This is a genomic window from Myxococcus guangdongensis (assembly GCF_024198255.1).
Taxonomy (GTDB): Bacteria; Myxococcota; Myxococcia; order Myxococcales; family Myxococcaceae; genus Myxococcus; species Myxococcus guangdongensis.
Genome location: NZ_JAJVKW010000003.1, coordinates 145359 through 170099, shown reverse-complemented (window position 1 = coordinate 170099; position 24741 = coordinate 145359). Strand labels below are relative to the sequence as shown.

Genomic DNA, 24741 nt, shown 5'->3' with positions numbered 1-24741 from the left:
CGTGCCCGCGCCTGGGCTTCACGCCCCTCGCGTCAGGGGACGACGAACTCCGCGGCGGAGCGACGGCGACCGGCGACCACGGAGACGACGGCGCGCCCCGAGCCCACGGCCGTCACGCGGCCATCCCGGGACACCGACACCACGGACGCATCCGAGGTGAACCACTCCAGCGGCACGCTGTCGAGCACCACGCCGTTGCGGTTGAAGGCCCGCGCGAGCAGCAACACCGACTGCCCCCGCCGCTGGAACTGATGATGCGTCAGGTTCAGCCCGAGCCTCGCGAAGTCCGCGGGCACCACCTGCACCGCGATGTGGCGCGCCAGATGTCCCAGGCTCGCGCTCACCGTGGCCGAGCCGGGCTTCACCGCCACCACCTGCCCGTCCTCCACCCTCGCCACCGACTCGTCCGACGAGCGGAACTCCGGCGTGGCGTTCTGGAGCGAGGCGCCCTGCTCGTTGCGAGCCACCACGCGCAGCTTGATGGTGCGCCCCACCTCCAGGAAGTCCGCGCCTGGAGCGCGCACGTCCAGCGAGTTGAGGATGACCAGGTCCAGGGTGAGGGCCTCGCGCACCTTGCCGCCCGTCACGCCGATGACCGTCTTGCCGGACTTGCGCACCGTCATCACGCCGTCCTGGACCAGGGCCACGTCCGGCGCGGAGCTGGTCCAACGCAGCTTCGGTTCGCGCATGCGTTCGCCCTCCGTGTCGATGACGACGTAGTCCAGCTTCACGCTCTGCCCGGGCGTGCGCAGGAACTGGGACTCCAGCGGCTGGAAGGTCAGTGACTCGGGCGTCGGACCGCAGGCGCTCAGGAGCCCGAGGACCACGACGAGGAGGACGGAACGAAAAGGAATGCGCGGCGTCTTCACGGCGGCGTCGACAACGGTAACGAGGTGGGAGCAGAGCCCATCTTAACCACGCTCGCCGTCCTTCGTGGGAACCACGTGCATCGAGTCCGAGGCGGGAGCACCCGTCCAGACAGGCGGTATCCTCCCGCCCCCAGCGGCTCCGTGGCCCTCAGGCGAAGAGGAAGCGCGGGACGTCTCGGTGGAGTCCAGGGACGCGACGATGTTCGGCCGCAGGCCGGGCTCCGCGAGGTCGACCACGGAGTCCGCCTTCATGCGTCCCGCGCCCTGGATGACCTTCACCCGGAGCCTGGTCGCCTGGGCCGCGTCCGAGGGGACGTCCATCACCACGCCGAGCTGCCCGCCCGAGAGGCGCACCCGCGTCCCCACCGGATAGGAGCCCGCCACCGAGGTGAACAGCCGCACCACCAGCGCCGCTAAGCCGTATCGGGCGCCAACCAGCGCAGGCGAGGGACACCACCCGGCGCGGGGCCTCCCGGCGCGAGGGCCAACGGTTGGACGTACAGGCCCCGCCGCTCACGCATCCACCACGCGCCCGTGCGTCGACGCTCCTCCAGGTCCGTCATCCGGTAGTCGTACAGCACCGCGCGCACCTGGCGGGGAGGCGCATCCGGGAAGGGATTTCGCGCGAGCAGGGACAGCACCTCGGGCGAACCCTCCAGCAGTCGCGCCAGGAACATGACGAACCAGCTCGGCGGAGAGCCCAGCGCGGCGAACCACATCTGCCAGTCGAGCCGGGGCTGATGCGGCGCCACCTGCGCGGGCGGCTGGGTGACATCGTCGACCTTGTAGCGGAAGCCATAGGGCTCCCAGTGCGCTCCGTCGCGAGAGCCCTCGACGACGATTTCGGGCCGCTCCACCGTCATCACGCTGAAGAGGCCATAGCGATTCACCGCGCGCAGCGGACGCGCGCACCCGCGCAGCCACGACAGTGAACGCTGGACCCGCTCCGGGAGACGCGCGCTTCGCTCGAACCGCAGGAGGATGTCCGCCGCGCCGAGCACCAACAACGGGCCGGCCAGTACCTTGCTCCAGCCCTCCCTGCTCCGCGAGGGAAGCGGAGGCTCCCGCAGGGAGGGGACCATCCGCCTCAAGCTCGCGTCGTCCAGGAGCCACAGGCCGAGCACCAGCGATTGCACGTTGAAGAAGCCGTAGTTGCCCGTGGCCATGATGGCGAGCTGGAGCGCGGAGAACGCACCGAGGGCCAGCTGCCTCGGACGACGCGGCGCGAACACGAGCGGCGGCAGCGCCACTTCCATCGCGAGCACCGCCGCCGTCGACGCACGCTGCAGGCTCATGGGCAGATGGTGCGCGTACCATCCGCCGCGTGTGGGCAGGGGCGCGGTCTCGTAGTAGTGCCGACATGCGGTCAGCTCGCGCCAGGTCCTGTCTCCGGACTGCCACTTGCTCAGCCCCGAGCCGAAGTAGAGCCGGAACACGAGCAGCCGGAAGAGGAACACCTCCAGCGACGTGGGCGATGCGCGCCCCAACCCCGGCCTCACACCCGGGGGCGCGGTGAGCGCGGACAACAGGCCCATCTCCAACAGCAGGACATCCCACTGGAACGAGAGGAACTCACGCCCCACCGCCGCATACGAGAGATACAGGCCCCACAACAGCGCCAGCGCGCTACGAGGCGCGACGTCGAAGATGACGGCGAGCGAGAGCAGCTGCCCCGCTCGACAGCCCCGCACCAGCGCGGCGTCGGAGGCGTCGAACCAGAACACGGTGGGGAGCTGTCTCCAGCGCTCGAGCGCCGGTTGCTCGCGCAGCGCCGACCCGACGAGGTCCTTCACGGGACGGATGCCGCGCGCCCCGAACAGTCCCAGCACCTGCGGCCGCAGCGAGGTGAACGCGATGAGGAACACGCCTCCCGTCAGCCGCAGGAAGAGCCAGCGCACCCAGCGGTCATCACGGGGAACCACCGTGCTCCCGAAGAGCCAGCGGTCCACCCGCGAAGCCGCGCGGCGGTTGCGCGCGATGACGCCATAGACGACCTGTGACATGCCCAGCATGCCGGGCAGCAACCCCAGCTTCGCCATGCCGCGTGTCAGCCAGCGCGGCGACCGGGCGAGCGCGCGGAAGACCGCCTCCGCCCCCTGCGTCACCCGTCCCGAGGGCTCCACCAACTGCGTGGCGCGACGCATGTTCCGTCGGGGAATGCCGAGCAGCAGGAGCAGCCAGCTCCGCCCGGGTACGAAACGGACGCTCCCGTCGCTGCGCTGCTTCCACCGCGCCACCCAACGGCGGCAGAAGCCACAGTCCGCGTCGTACAAGAGCAGCGAGGGCTGCTGGTCGAGCGTGTGTGAACCCACCATGAACGAAGCATGGGCGCGCCCAGGGCGGGAGGCCCGTCTGCGCGACTCGGACGTTGGCCGCTCCAGGGCCGGGGTGCCGGGCGGGCGAGCGGGAAGAGCCAGTGCCCCCTGGACATCGCCGGGGGGTGCCTAGCTTCTCCGCATGAGTGAGCCGAAGGGGAAGGCGAAGCGACTGGCCCAACTGGTGCCGGGCATCCACCACTGGACCGTGACCGACAACCGCATCGGCGGCACCCGCAGCGATGCCTACGCCGTGGTGGACGAGGATGGCTCCGTCATCCTCATCGACCCGCTGCCCATCGACGAGGCGAAGCTGCGCGCGCTCGGCGACGTCACCGCCATCATCCTGACCTCGGGGAACCACCAGCGCTCGGCGTGGCGCTTCCGCAAGGTGTTCGGCGCGCCGGTGTGGGCCCCGGAGAACGCGTACGGACTGGAGGACAAGCCCGACTTCATCTACGTGGCCGGCGACACGCTGCCGGGCGGACTGCTCCCCTTCCACACGCCTGGACCCGCCGTGGCCATGTTCACGCTGTGGATGCAGAAGCATCCTCGCGGCGTCGCCTTCATCTCGGACCTGCTGACCCACGACAGCCAGGGCACGCCCGAGTTCGTCCCCAGCGAGTATCAGGATGAACCCCTGCGCACGCGGCAGAGCGTCCAGCGCATCCTCGACCACCTCGCCGTGGACATCCTCTGCTTCGCCCACGGCGAGCCCATCCTGAAGGACGGCGCGAGCGCGCTACGCCGAGCCCTCCAGGAGGACATGGACGCCCCCGCCGCGCCCTCGCCGTGAGCACAGCGGAGAAACTCAGGGCGCGCCTTCGCGCACGAGCACATGGCCGTCGTGGACCCCCGGCGGCACCAGGTAGAGCTGCTCGCCCGCCTCGGCGCGGTCGAGCAATGCTCTCAGCGCCCCCAGGTCCGTGACGGCGACTCGGCGCGTGGACGGCAATGACAGTCGACGCTCCATCGCCTCCGCCACGCGTGTGCCGTCGGACAGGTCCGTCTCGTAGACGAACGTCCGCTCCCCATACTCGTGTCCTCCGGGGACCCGCCCCACCAGCCGCAAGGGCCCCAGGCGTGAGTGGACACGGACGCTCGGGTTGTCCCACTGGGCCACGCCGCGCAGGCGCTTCGCGCGCAACATGCTCAACGTCAGCGTCTTCACCCACGCGGCCGCGCCCGTCCCCGGCAGGAAGCTCAACAGCGACACGCCGATGAACAGCCCCGGCGTCACCGAGGGCGCCGCGTAGTACGCCGCGCCGATGGCCGGGTCCTCGTCCTCCAACCCCAGGTGCGCGCGCACCTCCGGCTTCAACATCCTCGCCGGACAGCGCAGCAACCCAATCGCTCCCGGCATCAGGTACAAATCCGACAGCACCCAGCGCGGCACGCCGATGCCGCCGAACGCGAACTGGTTCAGCGCGAGGTACTGCGCCGCCAGCGACAGGTTTCGCTCCGCGGGCAGGTACGTCGCCGGCAATCCCAACGGAGACAGGTCCATCGACTCGGCGTGCTCGCCCGCGCCCAGCGCCAGGAGCGACACACCTGGATGCGCGGAGAAGAAGGCCTCCGCCTGTCGCGTCAATGCCCCGGTGTCACGCATCGGCTTCGATATCCCTCGCCACGGCCGCCAAGCGGGCCTCGTCCGGAATGCTCACCACGCCATCTTCCACCACGGCTCGCGACACGAGACAGCGCGAGGAGCCACCGCCCTTCTCGCAGAGCTCGCCCATGTCGAGCGGCACCACCCGCATCCCCAGCGCCTCCAGCCGAGCACGCACCGGCTGGGGCACCACCGAGGGCGCGAGCAGTTCCTCCCCCAGCGGCAGTCCGTTCGTGGCGTAGCGGCGAATCTCGTCCTCCGTCACCACCAGTAACCGCGCATCCCCGAAGCGCTCACGCAGCCTCGCGAAGGATTCCGGTGCGATGACCTCCGGGCACACCAGCATCCGGTCCACCGCGGGCAGCGGCAACAGCGCCATGTTGCCGTGGAACGCGGGCTCTCGGACCTGCACGCGCACCACCTCGCCAGGGAACCAGCGCGACGCGGCCTCCAGCCCCTCGAGCGTCGTGCGCCCGCCCCAGAACAGGAGCGTGGCGCCGTCGAAGTGCGCCACGTCTCCGTGCGCCTCCCAGATGCCCGCGCGCGGGTCGATCACCTCGAAACCCATGCGCCCCGCCAGCGCCGCCCAGTGCTCGCGCTCCGCGCGTCGGTGCTCGCTCATCATCCGGGGCAACACGAACCAGGGAGCCTGTCCCTCGCGCGCCACCACCTGTCCACACTCCGCCGCGTAGGGCATGCCCGTGAGCAGCTCCGAAGGCGAGGTCAGCACCACCACCGTGCCGCCCCGTGCCTCGATGGCTCTCGCGAGGGCCAGCCACTCACGTCGGGCCTTGTGCGCGTCCACCTGCGGCGCCTCGCGACTGCGGAAGTTGTTGCGTCCTCGCAATGCCCAGCCACGTCCCGGCGGCGACATGAGGAAGAGTTCCATGCCTCCTGTTTCTACCTGAGAGCGCCCCGCTCCGGCACCGCCACGCACAAGCCCACCGGCGCGCACTGAACGCTGGCGCACGTCCGACGACATTCGCGCTGGCCCCCCGGACACGAGCAGGACAGGCTGTCACTCCCCGTGGACGAGACGAGCCTGCCCGAACCCGAAGCCCTGCGGTCCCTCTTGCGGACCGCCCTGGAACTGCCAGCCCTCCAGCCGCACGCGGCGCGATTGGAGCGGCTCGTGGATGACTACGCACGCGGCGTGGCGAACCGGGACGCGCCCCTCGCCGTGGCGCTCGTGGGGGCCACCGGCGCCGGCAAGTCCACCCTCCTCAACGCGCTCGCGGGCCAGCCCCTCTCTCGCGAAGGCGTGGACCGTCCCACCAGCACCGTCGCCACCGTGTTCGCTCCCGAGGGCGCCGCGGCGGACTCGCTGGCCCAGTCCGGTGCCCGCGTCACGCGCTACCTGCCCGGGCCCCAGGCGCTCTGGGGCGGACAGGTGTTCATCGACACGCCCGACCTCAACAGCGTGGCCACCACGCATCGCGACGTGGCGCGCGCGGCGCTGGAGCGCGCGGACGTGGCACTGGTCGTGATGCACCGGGGCAGCGTCGCGGAGGCCTCGCAGGTGCAGTTCCTCACCGAGTTCGCCCGCCGCCGCGCGCTCGTGTTCATCCTCAACTTCGCCGACGAGCTGTCCCCCGAGTCGCGCGAGACGCTCAAGACCCAGGTGCGCCGCGTCGCCTCGGAGCAATACGGACTGCCGCCCCAGGACGTCCCCGTGTTCGCCATCAGCGCGCAGGCAGCGAAGGACGGCCGCGATGTGTCCGGCGAGTTCGGCCCCCTGCTCTTCCACCTCCGGGGGCTCGCCACCCAGGCCATCGCCGCGCGGGTGCGACGAGGCAACGCGATGGGCGCCCTGGAGGAGGTGTCCTCGCGCGTGAAGGCCGCGCTCGAGGAGACGGAAGCCCTGCTCGGGCGCACGCGCGCGGCCCTGGGCTCCGGGATGGAGAAGGCCTCCGAAGGCCTGCGCGAGGACTTCGATTCGCGCCTCAGGCTCGCGCACGGACACCTGGCCGCGGAGGTGCGACGACAGGCCGGTGGACGCTTCTGGGGACCCGCGGCGTGGGGCCTCCGACTGTCCCTGTGGGGCGCGAGTGGACTGGGCGCGGCGGCGCTGGTCGGACGCGCGAGCCTCCCCGCGGGGCTCGCGGTGGCGGCGGCCTCCACGGTGGTGGACGCGGTGCGAGGCCACACACGCGCGCGCGCCGCGGAGAGCGCCGTGGTGGAGCCCTTCGAGGACGACTTCGGCGTGGAGTCCGCGGCACGGACCGCGCTGGCGGAGGCGCGCAGCATCGCGCGGGCCGGAGGACTGGAGCCCTCGGTGCTCGGCGTGCCGGAGCTCGACGTGCTCTTGGACGAGGTGCGCGCGGCGCGGGCCTCCGCGTGGCGCTACACCGTCACCACGGGCGTCGGGGAAGCGGTGGCGGGATGGTGGCGCACCGCGCGGTGGCTGGTGCTGCCGCTCATCAACCTGCCGTTGCTGGTGCTGCTCGGACACGTGGGCTACCGCGTGGTGCGGGCCTACGTGGAGGGCCCCCTGTTGCCGTTGGACTACTTCGTCAACGCGGGAGCCCTCTTCGCGCTGCTCGCCGGAGCGGGCGCGCTGCTGGCCTCAGCGAGTCTCGCTGGGGCCGCTCGCCGTGCGGGCTCGGGCGGGCGGGCGCGCTTCGTCGAGACCCTGGCCACCCTGGGCCGGCGGCTGGGAGAGGCCGTCGATGATGGCCTTCGCCCCGGGCGGGAGGCCGCGCGGCGAATCCTCGCGCTCCGGTGACATGGACACCACGGGCTGTCCCGGCGTGTGCGTGCCGTCCGTCGTGGCCATCAGCGTGTCGCGACCGGACTCGCGGCACAGGGGCGCGGCGACGCGCACGTCGCGCACCGGGTCCCCATAGCCAGCGATGCGCGCGGGCACGGACGGGTTGTTCCAACCCTTGCCCACCTCGCGCGCCACCTTGAAGTGCAGGTGCGCGCCGCACGCCCAGCCGGTGGAGCCGGAGAAGCCGATGAGCTGCCCCTCCTTCACGCGCTCGCCGGGCTTCACCACCACCGCGCTGAAGTGGAGGTACTGCGTCTCCAGCCCATCACCGTGGGAGATGACGACGTAGTTGGCGTAGGGCGCGAACTTCTCGTCGCAGCCACCCTTCGTGCTGTCACCGCGGGCCAGCCGCACCACACCGTCACTCGCCGCGACGATGGGCGTGCCGTCCGGCATGCGGAAGTCCCAGGCGAACGTGTCGTTGTGTTGGTGGCTGCCCGTGTCGTGTCCCTGGCTCACCGTGTGGATGCGGCCACAGGCAAACGGGACGCCCACTTCCGGCAGGCCTTCCGCCGGAGAGGTCATCGAGTTGGAAGCCGCTGGCGCGGACGCCAGGAGGGAGCCGACGAGGAGAGCGGAGGAAAGGTTCATATCGGGCCGGCGGACAACGAAGACAAGTGCCTGGGGTATTTCCCAGACGAATTATCTCGAACCCGCGAGGACTATCACCAGGGCCTCTCGGGCTCGCCTGCCCGGCCGCTGGGCCCTGGCTGTCTTCACCCGAGCGCGAAACGCACCATGGCGGACGTGCACCTGTCTGCTCGCCCGCCCGCAGTCCCGCCGCGAAAAAGGCTGAGCGGGCTTCGCGCGTCACCGGGGTCGGCGCATGTCTCACCGTCTCGGCGGGAGTGGCCGCGTGGATCACCCTCTCGCACGCGCTCGCCCCTGGATCCACGAACTTAGTGACTGGTCACTCACTAAGTCCGGCGTTATGCTTCGCGTGAAGATGGCCCCCAAGACTCCCACCCCGAACCGCAAGGCGGCGCCCCCCGTGCGGCGCACGCAGCAGGAGCGACGCGAGACCACGCGGCGCAAGCTGCTGGACGCCACCATCGAGACGTTGGTGGAGCTGGGTCACGCCCGGCTGACGACGGTGGAGGTGGCGAAGCGAGCGGGCGTCTCCCAGGGCGCCCTCTTCACGCACTTCGACACGAAGGAGGAGCTGCTCGCCGCGGCGGTGGAGCACCTCTTCCCGAGGCTCATCCAGGACTATCTGGCCGGAGTGGGCGCGAGGCCCACGGGCAAGGACCGCATCGCCTCCGCGGTGGACATGTTGTGGGCGGCGTACCAGCGGCCGGAGCTGCAGGCGGCCATCGAGCTGTACGTCGCGGCGCGCACGGACGTGGAGCTGCGCGTGGCGCTGGCGGCCGTGGACGGTCCCCACCGCGAGAACATGCACCGGGTGGCGCGCGAGCTGTTCCCCGAGGTGGCGTCCGCCTCGCCCGAGTTCCACTCCGTGGTGGAGCTGGCGCTGGACGCCGTGCAGGGCGCGGCCGTCGGGGGCAGTGCCCGTCCGGACGACCCGGCCCACCGCGGCATGCTGGATGCCCTCACCCGCTTCATGCGCAGCGCCTTCTCTCCTCCGACACCGCAACGAGCGCGCCCACGCCCCAGGTCCTGAGCTTCATTGAAGGAGGTGTCCCATGGACGCCACGCACATCCCCGACCTCATCGCACCCGCCATCCCCGTGTTCATCCTGACGGTGGTCGCCGAGTTCTTCTGGGTGAAGAAGCTGCACGCGGAGAACGCCGCCCTGGTGGGGCACACGTGGAAGGACTCCCTCGCCAGCCTCTCCATGGGGCTGGGCAACGTGTTCATCAACGTGGCGTGGAAGGGCGTGGCCATCGCGGGCTACCTGGCGCTGTACCAGCTGACGCCGCTGCGCATGGGCACGGGCGTGCTCGCGTGGGTGCTCCTCTTCTTCGCGGACGACCTCTGCTACTACTGGTTCCACCGCGTCCACCACGAGAGCCGCTTCTTCTGGGCGTCGCACGTGGTGCACCACTCCAGCCAGCACTACAACCTGACGACGGCGCTGCGGCAGACGTGGACGCCTCCGACGAGCTGGGTGTTCTGGGCGCCGCTGGCGCTCTTGGGCTTCTCGCCGGTGATGATTGTCGTCCAGCAGTCGGTGAGCCTGCTGTACCAGTACTGGATTCACACGGAGGCCATCGGCCGGCTGCCGCGTCCGCTCGAGTGGGTGCTCAACACGCCGTCACACCACCGCGTGCACCATGCGGCGAATCCGCGCTACCTGGACAAGAACTACGCGGGCATCCTCATCATCTGGGACCGGCTGTTCGGCACCTTCGAGCCGGAGGGCGAGAAGCCCGTCTACGGCCTCACCAAGAACCTGAAGACCTTCAACCCGGTGCGCATCGCGTTCCACGAATTCGCCTCCATCGCGAAGGACGCGGCGAAGCGCGGCTCAATGAGGCAGCGGCTGAGCTACGTCTTCCGCAACCCCGCATGGAAGCCCGAGGACGCCTCCACGCCACGCCAGGGTCCGCCGCGTTCGGAACCGGAGACAGTGAGTCCTTCGGCCTGAGGCCAGGGCCCATTCGGCTTCCCACGGCCGCTCGGAGGCGCTAAGCCACCCTGCACTTTTCTTCTCGCGAGCACCCCCAGGAGGAGCCATGACCGAGCGTGAGCTGTGGGAGCGGTACCAGCGTTATCTGAGCGTCGTCCCGTCGCTGGGGTTCTCCCTCGACGTCTCGCGCATGGGGTTCGCGGCGGACTTCCTGGAGCGGATGCGGCCTCGGCTGGAGGAGGCCTTCAGCCAGATGGAGGCGCTGGAGAAGGGCGCCATCGCGAACCCGGACGAGAACCGCCGCGTGGGGCACTACTGGCTGCGCGCGCCGGAGCTGGCCCCGGAGCCCGCGCTGTCGAAGGACATCACCGACACGGTGGCCGCGGTGCACGCGTTCTCCCGGGACGTGCACGAGGGGAAGCTCAAGCCCCAGAAGGCGGCGCGCTTCACGCACCTGCTCCTGGTGGGCATCGGCGGCTCGGCGCTCGGGCCGCAGCTGGTGGCGGACGCGCTGACGTCGCGGGACGACAAGATGCAGGTGTCGTTCTTCGACAACACGGACCCGGATGGGATGGACCGGGTGCTGGCGCAGTTGGGGAGCAAGCTCGCCGAGACGCTGACGGTGGTCATCAGCAAGTCGGGCGGCACCAAGGAGACGCGCAACGGCATGCTGGAGGCCGAGCGTGGCTATCAGGCGCAGGGGCTCGACTTCAGCAAGCACGCGGTGGCCGTCACGGGCGCGGGCAGTGAGCTGGACCAGCACGCGAAGAAGCAGGGCTGGCTGCGCATGTTCCCGATGTGGGACTGGGTTGGCGGGCGCACGTCGGTGATGTCGGCGGTGGGCCTGTTGCCAGCGCGGCTGCAGGGGTTGGACATCGACGGGATGCTCGCGGGCGCGCGGGAGATGGACGTGGCGACGCGGCAGCGTGACGCGGTGAAGAACCCGGCGGCGCTGCTCGCGCTGATGTGGTTCCACGCGGGCGACGGGCGCGGCGTGAAGGACATGGTCATCCTGCCGTACAAGGACCGCCTGCTCCTGATGTCGCGCTACCTCCAGCAGCTGGTGATGGAGTCGCTGGGCAAGGAGAAGGACCTGGACGGCAAGGTGGTGAACCAGGGCATCGCCGTCTACGGGAACAAGGGCTCCACCGACCAGCATGCGTACGTGCAACAGCTGCGCGAGGGTGTACCGAACTTCTTCGCCACGTTCATCGAGGTCCTGAAGGACCGTGACGGTGAGTCGATGGAGGTGGAGGGCGGCATCACCAGCGGAGACTACCTGTTGGGCTTCTTCCTGGGCACGCGCCGCGCGCTGTACGAGAAGGGCCGCGAGTCCATCACCCTGACGGTGCCGGATGTGAGCGCGCGCACGGTGGGGGCGCTGATTGCGCTCTACGAGCGCGCGGTGGGCCTGTACGCGAGCCTGGTGCACATCAACGCGTACCACCAGCCGGGCGTCGAGGCGGGCAAGAAGGCCGCGACCAGCGTCCTGGACATCCAGAAGAAGCTCACGGCGCGGCTGAAGGAGGCCAAGGCGGAAGCGCGCTCGGCGGAGCAGCTCGCCGCGGACATCGGTCAGCCGGATGAGGTGGAGACGGTGTTCAAGGTGCTTCAGCACCTGGCCGCGAACCCCGGGCGTGGCGTGCAGCGCTCGGGCGGCGCGAGCCCCGCGGAGGCCCGCTTCCACGTGAAGTGAGCCTCGCGGTGGAGTGAGCCCGGTGTCCTCGAGCACCGGGCCCGCCCCACGAAGCAGTGGTCCTCGAGTGATGAGCAAAGAGACTCCGACGTCTCCTCACGAAACCCCAGCGGGAGACCGATGTCGTTTCTCTGGTTCACCATCAAGGCCTACCTGTTCGACGCGCTCTACTCCTATGCGGTAGGGCTGGTCTTCGTCGCCTTCGCGCTGGCAGCCTCGGCGCGTTCACAGAAGGCCGCACGCAGGCATGACGGGGACTCCGCCAGCTCCGATGCTTCCATCCAGGCTGAGAATGTCGTCATCACCAGCGTGGTGTTCCTCCTCTGCTCGGTCCAGGGGCTGATTCTCGCGGGAGCCGTCAAGGAATCCCTGGCGACTCGCCCTGACGCGTGGTGGCTGCTGTGGTACTTCGTCGGCTTCGGAGCAGCGCTCCCCGCTGGACTCAGCGCCGTTCAGCGCACCGAGGACAACGCGACCTCGCAGCGCATCAGCTACCTGGGCGCCGCGGGGAGCTATCTCGCGGCATGCTTCTGGCCTGACCTCATCCCCTCCCTGCTGCTGAAGGTCTCGCAGCTCCTCGCGGTCTAGACAGGCTCGCTCCGACACGTCAGCCGACGCCCCACAGTCGCCGGGCCTCCTCGGCGATGAGGTCCGGGTACTCCTCGGGGAAGAAGAGCTTCGCCCCAGGGATGCGGCGCACGCCCTTCGAGGCGCCGAAGGTCTGGTCGAGGTAGTCGGCGCTCGATTCCGAGAAGAGGGTGTCGGCCGTTCCCCAGAGGATGCGCGTGGGAACCTTGCACTTCTGGAGCGCGGGGCCGATGCCCGCGAGCGCGTTGGCCTCCAATCCGAGTGTGTACGCGTGCGCCTGTGCCTTGCCCCGGGGCGTGCTCACGAGCGGCGCGAAGTAGTACTCGATCGCCTCGTCCGTGGGCTGCGAGGGATTCGAGTAGCACATGCCCCCGATGCCCTGGTCCGAGCGCGCCAGCGCCTTGTCCGCGAGCCACGGCGCGAGCCACGCGTCGACGTACTCACCCTTGCGCGCCATTTCGATGACGGGGACGACGGCGGGAGGAGGACACTCGCTCTCCACATCGCAGTTGGTCAGCAGCAACGTCCGCACCCGCTCCGGATGCCGGGTGACGAGCAACTGCGCGATGGCGCCGCCGCTGTCGTTCGCGATGACGTCCGCGGATTCGATTCCCAGGCGGTCCATCAACTCGATGAGCATTTCCACCTGAGCAGCGGGCGCGTAGCTCTGCCCCTCGGCGACCTCGGTGTAGCCGAGGCCCATGAAGTCAGGGGCGACGCAGCGACGGTAGGCAGACAGTCGCTCGATGGCGCCGCGCCACTGGAAGCTGTTGAGGGGGAAGCCGTGGAGGAACAGCGCGGCCTCGCCCGTTCCTCGTTCGACGTACGCGATTCTGCCGAAGCGACTGTCGAGGTAGCGCCGTGAGGCACGAAACGCCGCCGCGTCCAGTGGGCCGGCGTTCCCGTGCGCGGGCACCGTGGAGCGGGACATACAGCCGGAGAGCGCGGTGGAGGCCAGCGCGCCCGTGGTGATGGCGAGAAACTCCCTGCGACGCATCGAGCTCATGAACAAGGTCTTCCCAATGGGGTGTGGGTGGACGGGGGCGACCCGTCTTGCGACGCGGGCTTGTAGCCAGCCCTCCATCGGCGCCACTTGGCGAAAATTGCGCAGGGGGCCGGGCTGGGACGAACAGAGAGCGCGCCACTCCCGGGCTTCGGGGCTTTGACCTAGGCTCGGTCGCCCCATGAGCCGCTCGGCGTCACGTCCAGCACCGTCGCCCGCGCCTCGGCGGGAAGTGGCCCACGCGGGGCTGGTGCGCGTCTTCACGTATGACTGCCCACTGGCGAAGGGAGCACCCGTCGAACCGGAGCAATTCACCCACACCTCCATCTCGATGGTGCGCTCGGGTGTGTTCGGCTTCCGCAGCGACGGCGGCCCGCAGCTGCTCACCACGGGCTTCGCGATGCTCGCCAACCCGGGGCAGCCGTATGAAATCTCGCACGAGCACGCGGGAGGAGACCGCTGCATCATCTTCCGCTTCGACGAGGCCGCGCTCGAGGAGCTGGTGGGCAGTCCGCCCCGAGGCTCACCTCGCCGGTACTTCGCGCGCGCGGTGCTCCCTCCCGTGCCCCGAGTCGAGGCGCTCAGGCATCTCGCCGAGCGACAGTTCGCCGCGGGCGATTCGCCATTGGCGCTGGAGGAACTGGGGCTCGCGCTCGCCGCCAACATCGGCATGGCACTCGGACGCGCGACGAAGCAGCCGAAGCCCCAGGACAATCGGGCCACGCGGGACAGCGTCTACGCGGCGCTCCACCTCATCGAGCGTGAGTCCGAGCGCGAGCTGCGGCTGGACGAACTGGCGGGCGTCGCGGGACTGAGCCCGTTCCATTTCCTGCGCGTCTTCAAGCGGGAGACGGGGGTGACGCCGCACCGGTTCCTCACGCAGACGCGCGTGCGGCGAGCACTCGCACTGCTTCGAGACACCTCGCGTCCCGTGACGGACATCGCGTTCGACGTGGGCTTCGGCGACTTGTCGAACTTCATCAACACGTTCCGAAGGGAAGTCGGCGCACCTCCGGCCCGATTCCGCACCACGACACCCCGGGACTGGGCCGCGCGTTCTCGCGAGCCACGCTCCTGACCTCGCCTCTCAGCGCCCGCGAGACTCCGCACCGGACAGACCCGCCTTCTCGCGCCGACACACCTCCGCCACCCACTCCGCCGTCGCTCGCACGCGCAGGCTTCGCTGCAGGTCCTTGTGGAACGTCAGCCACAGGGGCCGCTTGGCCAACACCTCCGCGCCCACGCGCGTCAGCCGCACATCGCGCCCACCCGTGAGACACGGCAACAGCGCCACGCCCAGCCCCGCCGCCGCGGCCTCTCGCAACGCCGACGTGCTGTTGCTCTGCAACAACCGACGCCCTCCCGCCGTCACCCGCTTGAGTTCCTCGGACTCCTCGCCGGAGGTCAGCCCCGTCCGGTACACGAGCACCGTGTGCCCCTTGAAGTCCCCAGGCCGAGGCGCGCCGTGTCGCCGCAAGTAACCTCGCGACGCGTACATCGCGAACGCAATCTCCCCCACCTTGCGCACCACCAGCGCATCCCCTCGCGGCGGCACCAGCCGCAGCGCCATGTCCGCGTCCCCTCGCTGGAGGTCCACCAACTCCGTCCCCACCAACAACTCCACGTTCAACCCCGGATGACGCGCGTGCAACACGCCCAGGTGCGCGGCGAACAACGCCTGCGCCAGGTGCTCCGTCGCCGCGATGCGCACCGTCCCCTCCACCCTCGCCTCGGCCGACACGGCGTCGTGCAGCGAGCGCAGCGAGTCCTCCATCTCCCTCGCGCGCGCCACCACCGCCTCGGCGTCCTCGGTCAGCCCCAGCGTGCGCGAACCCCGCAACACCAGCCGCGTCCCCAACGCCTTCTCCAGCGCCGTCAGCCTGCGCCCCACCGTGGTCGCATCGACGCGCAGCTCCCGCGCCGCGCCCGCCAGCGAGCCCTGGCGCGCGACCGAGAGCAGGTAGCGCAGGTCGTCCCATCGCATATCCATGCCTGCAATGGTGCAGTAAAGCCCTGCATTCCCGCAGCACTTCCAGCGCTATCTCGACCGAGGACGCAGCAGCGGACGCCCAGGCAGGCGCCGCGTGAAACACAGGAGAACACCATGTCCATGGCTCATGCGCCGGTGCTGGAACAGGACGCGGGCCCCACAGTGCGCCCCCTCCCCCAGGAGGAGCGACTGACGGTGGCGGACACCCACCCGAGCGCCGGCGTCCCCTTCCGCCTCCAGGCCCTGGACGGCTACCCGCTGTCCGCCACCCTCTTCCCCCACGAGGGCGCGGAGGTGGGCGCCGTGGTCCTCATCAGCAGCGCGACCGGGGCACGCCAGCGGTACTACGCGCGCTTCGCCGCCTTCCTCGCCCGACGCGGCTTCCCCACCATCACCTTCGACTACCGCGGCATCGGCGGCTCCCGCCCCGAGAAGCTCGAGGGCTTCGAGGCCACCCTGGAGGACTGGGGACGCCAGGACCTCGCGGGCGCCATCGCCGCCGTGCGTGAGCGCTTCCCCGGCCGCCGACTCCTGCTCGTCGGCCACAGCGTGGGCGGCCAGCTCCTCGGCCTCGCCGAGAACGCGCGCGAGGTCTCCGCGCTGCTCACCGTCGCCGCCGGCTCCGGCTACTACAAGCTGTTCCCCCAGCGGCTGCGCATGGCCCTCAACTGGCGCGTGCTGACGCCCACCCTCACCCGCGCCTTCGGCATGCTGCCCGGCTGGGCCGGCACCGTGGAGGACCTGCCCGCGGGCGTGGCCCGTCAGTGGGCCCGCTGGTGCCTGGACCCCCAGTACCTCCTCAGCGAGGGTGGCGAGCCTCGCCGCGAGTCCTACGCGTCGCTCTACCTGCCCGTGCGGGCCTACAGCTTCTCCGACGACCCCATCGCCTCGAAGGCCGCCGTGGAGCACCTGTTGGGCTTCTACGCGGACGCGCTCGTCGACCACCGTCGGGTGACGCCCAAGCAGGCCGGCCACCCCATCGGCCACTTCGGCTTCTTCCGCGAAGGCTCCCGCGCCTCTCTCTGGGAGGAGGCCGTGGAGTGGCTCGCCATCCAGGCCCTCACGACCCGGCCGGTGAACCCCCGGTAACCGGACAAGGCCGTCGAATGTCGTGCATCCCCCACACTCCGTCCCATCCACCCCATGTGCCCTGAAGTAGAACGCGGGCCCATGAACCTGGAGCTCAAAGGCAAGGCGGCCCTCGTGACGGGGAGCAGCCGGGGAATCGGTCGAGCCATCGCGGCGACGCTCGCCAAGGAGGGCGCTCGGGTGTGCCTGAGCGCTCGCGGCGCGGAGGCCCTGGAGGCCACCGCGAAGGAGCTGCGCTCCTCGGGCGCGAGCATCACCACCGTCGTCGCGGACGTGGCCACGAAGGAGGGCGCGAAGGCGGCGGTGGACGCGGCGGTGCAGGCGTTCGGTTCGCTGGACATCCTGGTCAACAACGTGGGCGGCAGCGGCGGCGCGGGCGCGTTCGACATGGCCACCGCCGAGCAGTGGTCCACCGTGCTCCACGTCAACCTCCTGTCCGCGGTGTGGTGCAGCCAGGCCGCGGTGGACGTGATGCGCGCCAACAGCGGCGGCTGCATCATCCACATCAACTCCATCTACGGCCGCGAGTACGCCACCAGCGCCCCCTACACCACGGCCAAGGCGGGCCTGACGGCGCTCACGAAGGAGATGGCCGTGGACCTGGCGCGCCACCACATCCGCGTCAACGGCGTGGCCCCCGGCTCCATCCTCTTCCCCGGGGGCAGCTGGGACAAACGCCAGAAGGCGGACCCGGAGAAGGTCGCACGGATGGTGCGCAACGAGCTGCCCTGGGGCCGCTTCGGCACCCCCGAGGAGGTGGCGGACGTGGTCGTCTTCCTCTGCTCGGAGCGCGCCCGCTGGGTGACGGGCGCCACGCTTCCGGTGGACGGTGGACAGGGCCGCGCCTTCTGAACGCGGCGGACCCCCAGCGTCATGCTATGCAGGGCCCTCCCCTGGGGTCTTACATTGCTGAAGCTTTACAAGAAGGAAGGCGACCGCCTCCGTTACTGGGAGGCGTGGGTCCATGAGGGCGTGCTCACCACGCACTGGGGCTTCGTCGGCGAGGTGGGCGAGCAGAAGGAAGCGCCGCTCCCTCCGGAAGAGGACCCCGAGTTCGCCATCGCCGACGTGGCCGGCCCGCTCATCGAGGAGGGCTACGACGAGGTGGAGCCCGACAGTCTGTCCACGCTCATCGTCCAGTACCCCATCGAGGGCAAGGGCACCGGCCACGACGTGGAGAAGCGCGTCGCCGTGGAGGAGCTGCTCACCGACGCGCTCGGGTGGACGGGCAACGGCGAGGTGGAGGGCGGCGAGCTGCGCGACGGACAGCTGCGCGTGTACTGCCTGGTGATGGACGAGAAGGCCGGCGTGTACACCGTGCTGGAGGCCCTCGACTCGGAGGACCTCGCGGACGACGTCAGCGTGCTGGTGGCCAAGGGCGACGAGCAGCCCCGCGTCGCCTGGCCCCAGACACCCTGAGCGACCTCAGGCCCCGGCCACGCGCGCCTGGGACACCGACTCCGCGCTGGCACCCGACGACACGCGGTGCCAGAGCTGGTGCGAGGCGATGAGCAGCACGAACATGAGGACGGGCGCGGCGGACTGAGCCACCGGGTCTCCCATGGCCGTGTGAGACACCACCGCCGCCACGAAGTCGATGGCGAAGCCGGCGTAGGCCCACTCACGCAACGTGCGCGGCAGAGGCGCCCACAGCGCCACCACGCCCAGCAGCTTGCCGATGCCGAGCATGGTGCGGAAGTAGGCCGGGTAGCCCAGGTGCTCGAAGGCCAGCACCATCGCGGGCGCCTCGGAGAGGTACAGGAAGGCGGAGACCGAGGCCGACAGAGACACCAGCCCGGTGACGACCCAGTACGCGACTTTCAGCTTCATGCACACGCCTCCAAGGAGCACATGGGCTGACTCGCAGCCCCCCGCGCGCGACGATACGGGTTACAAATCCGCGGTCGCAACCGGGCCAACCTGACCCGCCCCCTCGGTCTCCACGAGGTGCCGTCCGTCGTAGGGCCGGTCCGGCCTGCGCCCCCGGTCCAGCTCATCCCGGTCCAGCATCCCGTCCTCGTCCTGGTCCACGCCGATGCGCCGCTCGGAGCCCGCGGGCACCACGGTGTAGGTCAGCTCCGCGCCGGGGCGGATTCCCGCCAGCAGCAGATACGCGCCCACCTTCTCGGAGGAGCGGTCCGACTGGAAGACGCCGTTGCCCACGTAGGTGAAGCCGCGCGACTCACCCTGACGCACGCCCTTGGCCACCAGCCCCACCTTGCCCTGCTCGGCCAGGGACATGAACTGGAGCACGCGCACGAACTGGGCGGGCGTCGCCGAAGAGAGCGTCACCTGCTGCCCCACCGCCGCGTGCGAGTCCTTGGAGTCGGGCCCCGGCGGCAGGAACATGTCCGTGGCCGAGCCGCGCGGCAGCTCCGAGCCCGCGAAGGACAACAGGAGCGCGGTGAGGTCCGCCACCTCCTGGTCGCTCTCCGGGTTGAAGGTCGGCTCGGTGATGAAGCGCGACAGCGAGTCCACGCTGCCGTCGTGGATGAAGGCGAAGCCGGCGAGGCTCTCCTTCTGCGTCAGCTCCATGCCGACCTTCTCATAGAGGTTGCGCAGCTGCGGCACCTTGAGCGTGACGTTGGTGCTGCCGTCGGTGGACACGAGCGCGTGGTGGGACTCGCCCATCGCCCCCTTCGGCAGCGGCATCCACATGGCGCCGTTCCACTGCGCGTTCACCGCGAGCCCGGACGGGAAGGTGTGGCAGGTGTTGCACGCGAAGAGGCCCTGGGCCAGCAGGCGCGGCGGACGGAACAGCGCGAGCCCCCGCGTCGCGTCTCCGTTGGGCAGCGGCTTGCCCACGGGCGCGAAGCGGCCCGTCGTGTAGTGGCCCGGCAGCGGCAGGTCCTTGGGCAGCGAGTTGTCCAGGTTGCGGAACGGGTTGGGCGGGAAGGTGAGCGTGGCGAGGAAGGAGCGCAGCTCGCTCATCTCGCGCGGGGTGAGCTGGGTGTCGTCGCCCTGCAGGCCCTCGAAGGCGGGGTTGAACTCCTCCAGGCTCGCGCGGTCTCCACGCCAGTGCAGCGGCTCCTTGCCGATGATGTCCTGGAGCGTCTGCGTCGTCATGGGACCCTTCATCGGGTGCCACGCCTCGAAGGGCGGCAGCGGCAGGCCCATGCCCAGGTTCTGTCCGTCCAGCGCCTTCACCGTCCCGCTCGGGTCACCCAAATCCCACGCGAGCCGGTCCATGCGCCCGTCCACGTGGCACGACGCGCAGGACACGTGCCCCAGGCCCGACGTCTTGTGCGTGTCGTAGAGGTGCTTGCGGCCCGCCTTGATGGCCTGTGGAGACGGGTCGAAGAAGGCGACGCGCGACAGCTCCTCGAGCCGGTCCGCGTTCAGCACGGAGATGCTCGCGCCGAAGTGGTTGAGCACGTAGAGCCGCTCACGACCCGCGTCGAGGACGATGCCCGTGGGCCCCTCGCCAACATCCACCTGCCCCAGCCGCGCGCCCCCCGGCCCCACCGCCACCACGTTGTTGGAGCCCAGCCCCGTCACGAAGGCCCGCGTGCCGCGCGCGTTCCACACCACGCCGCGAGGGTCACCGAGGGAGAGGTTGCGCACCGACTGCGGCACCGTGGGGGTGGCGTAGTCGAGGTGGGGATTGAGGTCCTTCACCGTGGAGGAGGACGGCCGGCGCGGGTCCACCGTGGCCATCAGCACGCGCAGGAAGCGGCCGTTGGCGTTGGGCTCGAAGCGCACCTCGTTGCGCGCGTCCGTGCCCACCACGGTGACGGTGCCGGACGGGTGCACCGCCAGCGCCATGTTCAGGTTCATCAGCCGCGTGGCGTAGGTGACGTCGAGCGACGCCGTGTCGATGATGGCCAGGTCGCGGTCCGGCAAGTCCCAGCCCTTGAGCCGACCGGACGCGGAGGCATTCACGCCGCTCACCAGGTCGGTCCAGTCACCCCGGTTGTCGTCGAACCACTGGCCGCGCGCGTTCTTGCGCACGATGAGGCCCACGGGCGGAGGCGGAGGGTTGGCGGGGTTTCGCGCGGGGAAGAACGTGTCGCCCGCGTTGGGCGGCGGGTTCAGGCCGCCGTAGGGACCTCGCGAGTCGCTCACCGCGTTGGGCGGGTACGCGTCCGGAATCAGCGAGCCGCCGCCGAGGATGGTGGTGCCGTTGCCGGACTCGAAGATGGCGGCATACACGGAGCGGCCATCGGGGCTCACCGCGAGGGCGCGCGGATCCTCGCCCTTCAGGGTGAGGCGGTGGGGCGTCGCGTCGGGACGGCGCGGGTCCACCACCAGCACGCGGTTCACCTGGGAGCAGGTGATGAAGGCGCGCTCGGGGCGGCCGGCGAAGACGACGTCGGCGGGCTCGTCATCGGTGTGCACGGTGGCCGTCACGGTGGCGCGGCGCAGGTCGACGATGCTGATGCTGTCCGAGACGTGGTTCACCACCCAGGCCTCGGTGTTGCTCCTGGCCCGCACGGACACCGGGTCCAACCCCACGGGGATGGACGCCACCAGCTCCAATCCCTTGCGCGACGTGGTGTCGAACACCAGCAGCCGGTTGTCCGCCGTGTTCACCGCCAACAGCAATCTACCGTCAGGAGTCAAATCCAGCGGGTGCACATGGGGGGTCTCCCAATTCACGAACGACTCACTCGCGTGAGACATCCCCGGGAGCAGGAGGGCAACGAAGCACAGCAGCACGAGCGCGCGTCGAACGACACCCATATCGGCGACCTCCACGTCAGGAAGAAGCGGTGCTTCTTTCTGTCATGCATTCATCAACGCCGCGGTTGCAACTCCTTGCGTGAGAAAACACAAAAACCACATCCGCCCTCACGAGATGTTTCACCTCGGGAGCCAAAGATTCGAGCGGCCTGGAAAAGGATGCGGGGCGTCATTCACGCCGAGCAAAGACAGACACCCGGCGCCGACCTCCCACTCGGCGCTCCAGCGAGACGGGATTTTTCTGTCTCACCCTGGGAGGTGCGGCGCGGACATGCCCTGCGGTCGGGGGCGGAAGACGCGGAAGAGGAGGACGACGGAGGGGATGACGATGAGCGCCCCCGCGCCGATGGCGATGAGCAGCAGCTTCAAGGTGCCGGGGCTCGCCGCCGCGGCCCGCAGGGTGATGTCCGGGACCACCAGGTAGGGGTACTGGGACGCGGCCCAGCCCAGGACGATGAGCCCCGCCTGGAGCGCCGCCGCCAGCCGCGCCCACGCGAAGCGCCGCGTCCACAACAGCGCGAAGGCCGTCACCGCCGACACGCCCGTGGCCGCGTGCAGCGCCAGCGCGAAGGGCGAGCGCGACAGCCCGTCCCACACCCGAGGCGCACCCTCGCGCGCCAGCACCAGCACGAGCGCCGCCGCCACGAAGACGGCCACCCCCGCGCCGAGCGCGCGCGCACGGAAGTCCTCGCGAAGCCCTGGCGTGGAGGACTCGTGCGTCAGGTACACCGCCGCCAGGAAGGCGAAGAGGGACAGGGCGAGCACCCCCACCGCCCACGCGAAGGGCGACAGCCACGAGGCGAAGAAGCCGCTCACCACCACGCGCCCCTCCACGCGGATGGACCCGCTCACCACCGCGCCCACGCACATGCCCAGCAGCAGCGGCGCCACGACGCTCGCCGCGCTGAAGACGAGGCCCCACCGGCGCTGGGCCGCGTCCCCTCGCGTGTCATAGGTGCGGAAGGTGAACGCCGCGCCCCGGAACACGATGCCGAGCAGGAGCAAGGTGAGCGGGACATGCAGCGCCACGCTCAGCGCGGCGAAGGCACGCGGGAAGCCCGCGAACAGCAGCACCAGGCCGACGATGAGCCAGACGTGGTTCACCTCCCACACCGGGCCCATCGCCCGGGCGATCAACGCGCGCTGCTCCGCCTTGCGCGGCCCGAAGGCCAGCAGGTCCCAGACGCCTCCGCCGAAGTCCGCGCCCCCGAAGAGCGCGTAGAGGACGAAGGTCCCCGCGAGCAGGAAGCCGAGGAGGATGTCAGTGGGCATGGGCCTCGCCTCCCTCGACGTGCTTCTCCTCGCGTCCCGGCAGCGTGCCCGCCACCTGGCTCAAGAGCAGCGACACCACCACCGCGCCGAGGAACAGGTACACGGCGGTGAAGGTCCAGAACGGCGCCGCCAGATGCGGCACGGGGGTCACCGCCTCCGCGGTGCGCATCACCCCTCGGACAATCCACGGCTGCCGTCCCCACTCGGTGACGAGCCACCCCGCCTCCAGCGCCACCCACCCCAGCGGCCCCGACACGAGCCACGCGCGCATCATCTTCCGACCCGACGGCCACGCCTTCTTCCTCCACCGGTAGACGAGCGTCACCAGCGCGAGCAACGCCATCAGCGAGCCGGTGCCCACCATCACCTGGAAGGCCACGTGCACCTTGGCCACCGGCGGCCACGTGTCGCGCGGGAACTCGTTGAGCCCCTTCACCTCCGCGTCCGGGTCTCCAAAGGCCAGGATGGACAGGGCCTTGGGGACCTCCACGCCGCCCAGGCGCAGCGGCGCGCCGCGCGCCGTCTCGAAGTGCCCCTCCATCGCCGCGAGCTTCACCGGCTGCGCCTTCGCCACGTGCTTCGCGGACACGTCGCCCACGAGCGGCTGGAGCAGCGCGGTGACACACGCGAGCGGCAGCGCCACCGACAGCGCCTTGCGGTGGAACGCCGCGCCTGGGTGTCGCAGCAGCACGAAGGCGTGGATGCCCGCCATGGCGAACGCGCTCGCCTGATAGCAGGACAGCAGCACGTGCGCCGTCTGATACGGCCAGCCCGGGCTGAACATCGCCACCAGCGGCTCGATGTTCGTCGGCCCCTCGGCTGTCGCCACGAAGCCCGACGGGTCGTTCATGAAGACGTTGACCAGCGTGACGAAGAACGCGCTCGCCGCGCCGCTCAGCGCCACCATGACGCCGGAGAACAGGTGGAGGTTCGGCGACACCCGCTCGCGGCCGTACAGGTAGATGCCCAGGAAGATGGCCTCGGTGAAGAAGGCCACGCCCTCCAGACTGAAGGGCAGCCCAATCACCTCGCCGTAGCGGCCCATGAACTCCGGCCACAACAGGCCCAATTCGAAGGACAACATCGTCCCGCTCACCGCGCCCACCGCGAAGAGGATGGCCGTCCCCTTCGCCAGCTTCTGGCTCAGCTTCACGTAGTCCGCGTCACCGGTGCGCCGCGCCTTCCAGTCGCTCAACACCATGAGCACGGGCAACGCCACGCCCGCCGCCGCGAAGACGATGTGGAACCCGAGCGACAGCCCCATCTGCGCCCGCGCATAGAGCAGGTCCGTCATGTGCATCAGAATGCGTTATACGCATTTCTGGCGCATTTAGAGATTCTACTCAGGCAGCGAAGCGGGGCTCGGGACCTGGCGGGCGGGCACGAGCGTCTGCACGGAGTTCTTGGCGACGGCGGTGGCCAGCGCGGTGGCGAAGATGAGGACCAGCTTGCGCCCCAGCTCCGCGCCGATGGGGCGCTCCTTCGCGCTGGAGGCGACCTGGTCCGGGTTCTCCCAGGCGCGTTGGAGGGCCTTGCGGCGCTTCTTGCGCAGAATCTCATCGCGGCGGCGCGCGCGGTAGATGGCCAGGCCCACGCCCGAGCCCACCAGCACCATGGCGACGGCGCCCGCGGCCACCAGCGCGCCGGAGTGCTGCTGCACCTGGTAGCGCACGTCGAGCATCCGCCCCCGGCGCCGGTCCAACTCCTCGAGCGTCAGCAGGAGCTCGTCGCGGATGCGGTCCGCCGTCTGCTCCACCTGCTTGCGGTCATCCATCCCACGGGTGATGCGATGGTCGACGTGCTGCTGACGCTCCGCCAGCTCGCTGCCGCCTGGGCCGTTGTCCTTCATTGCAGCGTCTCCCGCGTGAGCTGGTAGTCGAGCTTCAAGCGCTCCTGGGTGTGCGCCAGCGGCTTCTTCGGCAGGCGCTTGGTGCCCATGAAGAGCATCCCGCCAGCGACGGCGAGCAGCACCACGCCCACCAGCAGCACGCCCAGCGCGGCGCCCAGGGGCAGCGCCAGTCCCAGCGCCACGAAGAGCACCGCCAGCGACGTGAGCGCCAGCACGGCGCCCGCGCCTATCAAGATGCCCGCGGTGCGCGCGGCCTTCAGCTCGTCGCGCAGCTCCTTCTTGGCGTGCAGCACCTCGGCGCGCACCAGCAGGCGCGTCTCCGCCAGAGCGTGCCGGATGAGCTCGGCCGTGGAGAGGGACTCCAGCTGGCTGCGCTCCAGGCGTTCGGATTCGAGGTCCACGACGTCCTTCTCCCGCGCTCGCGGAGGGGGACTCCCGGGTGCTCGCTCGTCTGCCCGGCCGCACCTGACCCCACTC

23 protein-coding genes and 1 pseudogene are annotated in these 24741 nt (G+C 70.3%); 10 read left to right on the top strand and 14 right to left on the bottom strand.

Annotated elements, in window-relative coordinates; translation table 11 throughout:
* Window positions 1-32: 32 nt before the first annotated feature.
* From LXT21_RS10115 to LXT21_RS10105, 3 genes are read right to left on the bottom strand one after another with little or no spacing between them, the layout of a single operon-like run.
* A complete protein-coding gene (locus LXT21_RS10115; protein WP_254037911.1) occupies window positions 33-869 on the bottom strand; it encodes an Ig-like domain-containing protein in 837 nt (278 codons plus the stop codon).
* A gap of 42 nt (window positions 870-911) precedes the next feature.
* The gene (locus tag LXT21_RS10110) at window positions 912-1274 is read right to left on the bottom strand and encodes a hypothetical protein (protein ID WP_254037910.1); all 363 of its coding nucleotides are present in this window, start codon (window positions 1272-1274) and stop codon (window positions 912-914) included.
* A gap of 8 nt (window positions 1275-1282) precedes the next feature.
* Window positions 1283-3184 carry a lipase maturation factor family protein gene (locus LXT21_RS10105; RefSeq protein ID WP_254037909.1) on the bottom strand — a complete coding sequence of 634 codons (1902 nt, stop codon included), beginning with the start codon at window positions 3182-3184 and terminating at the stop codon, window positions 1283-1285.
* 142 nt (window positions 3185-3326) lie between these two features.
* Here LXT21_RS10105 and LXT21_RS10100 point away from each other — a divergent pair, with 142 nt between their 5' ends.
* Complete coding sequence (locus tag LXT21_RS10100) at window positions 3327-3980, top strand: MBL fold metallo-hydrolase (protein WP_254037908.1); 654 nt, start codon at window positions 3327-3329, stop codon at window positions 3978-3980.
* 15 nt (window positions 3981-3995) lie between these two features.
* Here LXT21_RS10100 and LXT21_RS10095 read toward each other — a convergent pair whose 3' ends face one another.
* Both LXT21_RS10095 and LXT21_RS10090 read right to left on the bottom strand, forming a co-directional pair.
* Entirely contained in the window at window positions 3996-4793 is a 798-nt protein-coding gene (locus tag LXT21_RS10095) for a hypothetical protein (RefSeq protein WP_254037907.1), read from the bottom strand.
* A complete protein-coding gene (locus LXT21_RS10090; RefSeq protein WP_254037906.1) occupies window positions 4786-5682 on the bottom strand; it encodes a dimethylarginine dimethylaminohydrolase family protein in 897 nt (298 codons plus the stop codon). The genes LXT21_RS10095 and LXT21_RS10090 overlap by 8 nt, the downstream gene beginning before the upstream one ends.
* A gap of 138 nt (window positions 5683-5820) precedes the next feature.
* On the opposite strand from LXT21_RS10090, the gene LXT21_RS10085 reads away from it, so the two are divergent.
* Window positions 5821-7518: a GTPase gene (locus LXT21_RS10085; RefSeq protein ID WP_254037905.1), complete on the top strand. Its 1698-nt coding sequence runs from the start codon at window positions 5821-5823 to the stop codon at window positions 7516-7518.
* A 183-nt stretch (window positions 7519-7701) separates the two neighbouring features.
* On the opposite strand, the pseudogene LXT21_RS10080 reads toward LXT21_RS10085, so the two are convergent.
* Window positions 7702-7959: pseudogene (locus LXT21_RS10080) on the bottom strand (M23 family metallopeptidase); the annotation flags it as partial.
* Between the two features lie 550 nt (window positions 7960-8509).
* Between LXT21_RS10080 and LXT21_RS10075 the strand changes: the two are divergent.
* The 4 genes from LXT21_RS10075 (at window position 8510) to LXT21_RS10060 (ending at window position 12378) form a co-directional block, all read left to right on the top strand.
* Window positions 8510-9184: a TetR/AcrR family transcriptional regulator gene (locus LXT21_RS10075; protein ID WP_254037904.1), complete on the top strand. Its 675-nt coding sequence runs from the start codon at window positions 8510-8512 to the stop codon at window positions 9182-9184.
* 22 nt (window positions 9185-9206) lie between these two features.
* Window positions 9207-10112, top strand: a complete 906-nt coding sequence (locus tag LXT21_RS10070) for a sterol desaturase family protein (protein WP_254037903.1) — start codon at window positions 9207-9209, stop codon at window positions 10110-10112.
* Window positions 10113-10200: 88 nt separating this feature from the next.
* Complete coding sequence (locus LXT21_RS10065; protein WP_254037902.1) at window positions 10201-11790, top strand: glucose-6-phosphate isomerase; 1590 nt, start codon at window positions 10201-10203, stop codon at window positions 11788-11790.
* Window positions 11791-11910: 120 nt separating this feature from the next.
* Window positions 11911-12378: a hypothetical protein gene (locus tag LXT21_RS10060; RefSeq protein ID WP_254037901.1), complete on the top strand. Its 468-nt coding sequence runs from the start codon at window positions 11911-11913 to the stop codon at window positions 12376-12378.
* A gap of 19 nt (window positions 12379-12397) precedes the next feature.
* Here LXT21_RS10060 and LXT21_RS10055 read toward each other — a convergent pair whose 3' ends face one another.
* A complete protein-coding gene (locus LXT21_RS10055) occupies window positions 12398-13384 on the bottom strand; it encodes an alpha/beta fold hydrolase (protein ID WP_254037900.1) in 987 nt (328 codons plus the stop codon).
* A gap of 178 nt (window positions 13385-13562) precedes the next feature.
* Here LXT21_RS10055 and LXT21_RS10050 point away from each other — a divergent pair, with 178 nt between their 5' ends.
* Window positions 13563-14459 carry a helix-turn-helix transcriptional regulator gene (locus LXT21_RS10050; protein ID WP_254037899.1) on the top strand — a complete coding sequence of 299 codons (897 nt, stop codon included), beginning with the start codon at window positions 13563-13565 and terminating at the stop codon, window positions 14457-14459.
* Between the two features lie 9 nt (window positions 14460-14468).
* Here LXT21_RS10050 and LXT21_RS10045 read toward each other — a convergent pair whose 3' ends face one another.
* Window positions 14469-15371, bottom strand: a complete 903-nt coding sequence (locus LXT21_RS10045) for a LysR family transcriptional regulator (RefSeq protein ID WP_254037898.1) — start codon at window positions 15369-15371, stop codon at window positions 14469-14471.
* Between the two features lie 114 nt (window positions 15372-15485).
* Here LXT21_RS10045 and LXT21_RS10040 point away from each other — a divergent pair, with 114 nt between their 5' ends.
* From LXT21_RS10040 to LXT21_RS10030, 3 genes are all read left to right on the top strand, one after another.
* On the top strand, window positions 15486-16460 hold the full coding sequence (locus LXT21_RS10040) for an alpha/beta hydrolase family protein (protein WP_254037897.1): 975 nt from the start codon (window positions 15486-15488) through the stop codon (window positions 16458-16460).
* Window positions 16461-16541: 81 nt separating this feature from the next.
* Window positions 16542-17312 (top strand): SDR family NAD(P)-dependent oxidoreductase, encoded by a 771-nt coding sequence (locus LXT21_RS10035; RefSeq protein ID WP_254037896.1) that lies wholly within the window; start codon window positions 16542-16544, stop codon window positions 17310-17312.
* A 54-nt stretch (window positions 17313-17366) separates the two neighbouring features.
* On the top strand, window positions 17367-17879 hold the full coding sequence (locus LXT21_RS10030; RefSeq protein WP_254037895.1) for a hypothetical protein: 513 nt from the start codon (window positions 17367-17369) through the stop codon (window positions 17877-17879).
* Window positions 17880-17885: 6 nt separating this feature from the next.
* Here LXT21_RS10030 and LXT21_RS10025 read toward each other — a convergent pair whose 3' ends face one another.
* The 6 genes from LXT21_RS10025 to LXT21_RS10000 form a co-directional block, all read right to left on the bottom strand.
* Complete coding sequence (locus LXT21_RS10025) at window positions 17886-18290, bottom strand: DoxX family protein (RefSeq protein ID WP_254037894.1); 405 nt, start codon at window positions 18288-18290, stop codon at window positions 17886-17888.
* Between the two features lie 60 nt (window positions 18291-18350).
* The gene (locus LXT21_RS10020; protein WP_254037893.1) at window positions 18351-21143 is read right to left on the bottom strand and encodes a YncE family protein; all 2793 of its coding nucleotides are present in this window, start codon (window positions 21141-21143) and stop codon (window positions 18351-18353) included.
* 246 nt (window positions 21144-21389) lie between these two features.
* Entirely contained in the window at window positions 21390-22415 is a 1026-nt protein-coding gene (locus LXT21_RS10015) for a cytochrome d ubiquinol oxidase subunit II (protein WP_254037892.1), read from the bottom strand.
* Window positions 22405-23715, bottom strand: a complete 1311-nt coding sequence (locus tag LXT21_RS10010; protein ID WP_254037891.1) for a cytochrome ubiquinol oxidase subunit I — start codon at window positions 23713-23715, stop codon at window positions 22405-22407. The genes LXT21_RS10015 and LXT21_RS10010 overlap by 11 nt, the downstream gene beginning before the upstream one ends.
* Before the next feature lie 39 nt (window positions 23716-23754).
* A complete protein-coding gene (locus LXT21_RS10005; RefSeq protein ID WP_254037890.1) occupies window positions 23755-24264 on the bottom strand; it encodes a hypothetical protein in 510 nt (169 codons plus the stop codon).
* Window positions 24261-24665 carry a phage holin family protein gene (locus tag LXT21_RS10000; protein ID WP_046716698.1) on the bottom strand — a complete coding sequence of 135 codons (405 nt, stop codon included), beginning with the start codon at window positions 24663-24665 and terminating at the stop codon, window positions 24261-24263. The genes LXT21_RS10005 and LXT21_RS10000 overlap by 4 nt, the downstream gene beginning before the upstream one ends.
* Window positions 24666-24741: the final 76 nt, after the last annotated feature.

Coding starts and splice junctions, on each gene's coding strand:
- LXT21_RS10105 (WP_254037909.1), bottom strand. CDS start 3,184: ATGGTGGGTTCACACACGCTCGACCAGCAGCCCTCGCTGCTCTTGTAC.
- LXT21_RS10095 (WP_254037907.1), bottom strand. CDS start 4,793: ATGCGTGACACCGGGGCATTGACGCGACAGGCGGAGGCCTTCTTCTCC.
- LXT21_RS10045 (WP_254037898.1), bottom strand. CDS start 15,371: ATGGATATGCGATGGGACGACCTGCGCTACCTGCTCTCGGTCGCGCGC.
- LXT21_RS10070 (WP_254037903.1), top strand. CDS start 9,207: ATGGACGCCACGCACATCCCCGACCTCATCGCACCCGCCATCCCCGTG.
- LXT21_RS10015 (WP_254037892.1), bottom strand. CDS start 22,415: ATGCCCACTGACATCCTCCTCGGCTTCCTGCTCGCGGGGACCTTCGTC.
- LXT21_RS10010 (WP_254037891.1), bottom strand. CDS start 23,715: ATGCACATGACGGACCTGCTCTATGCGCGGGCGCAGATGGGGCTGTCG.
- LXT21_RS10075 (WP_254037904.1), top strand. CDS start 8,510: ATGGCCCCCAAGACTCCCACCCCGAACCGCAAGGCGGCGCCCCCCGTG.
- LXT21_RS10065 (WP_254037902.1), top strand. CDS start 10,201: ATGACCGAGCGTGAGCTGTGGGAGCGGTACCAGCGTTATCTGAGCGTC.
- LXT21_RS10035 (WP_254037896.1), top strand. CDS start 16,542: ATGAACCTGGAGCTCAAAGGCAAGGCGGCCCTCGTGACGGGGAGCAGC.
- LXT21_RS10025 (WP_254037894.1), bottom strand. CDS start 18,290: ATGAAGCTGAAAGTCGCGTACTGGGTCGTCACCGGGCTGGTGTCTCTG.
- LXT21_RS10020 (WP_254037893.1), bottom strand. CDS start 21,143: ATGGGTGTCGTTCGACGCGCGCTCGTGCTGCTGTGCTTCGTTGCCCTC.
- LXT21_RS10005 (WP_254037890.1), bottom strand. CDS start 24,264: ATGAAGGACAACGGCCCAGGCGGCAGCGAGCTGGCGGAGCGTCAGCAG.
- LXT21_RS10055 (WP_254037900.1), bottom strand. CDS start 13,384: ATGAGCTCGATGCGTCGCAGGGAGTTTCTCGCCATCACCACGGGCGCG.
- LXT21_RS10050 (WP_254037899.1), top strand. CDS start 13,563: ATGAGCCGCTCGGCGTCACGTCCAGCACCGTCGCCCGCGCCTCGGCGG.
- LXT21_RS10060 (WP_254037901.1), top strand. CDS start 11,911: ATGTCGTTTCTCTGGTTCACCATCAAGGCCTACCTGTTCGACGCGCTC.
- LXT21_RS10040 (WP_254037897.1), top strand. CDS start 15,486: ATGTCCATGGCTCATGCGCCGGTGCTGGAACAGGACGCGGGCCCCACA.
- LXT21_RS10100 (WP_254037908.1), top strand. CDS start 3,327: ATGAGTGAGCCGAAGGGGAAGGCGAAGCGACTGGCCCAACTGGTGCCG.
- LXT21_RS10090 (WP_254037906.1), bottom strand. CDS start 5,682: ATGGAACTCTTCCTCATGTCGCCGCCGGGACGTGGCTGGGCATTGCGA.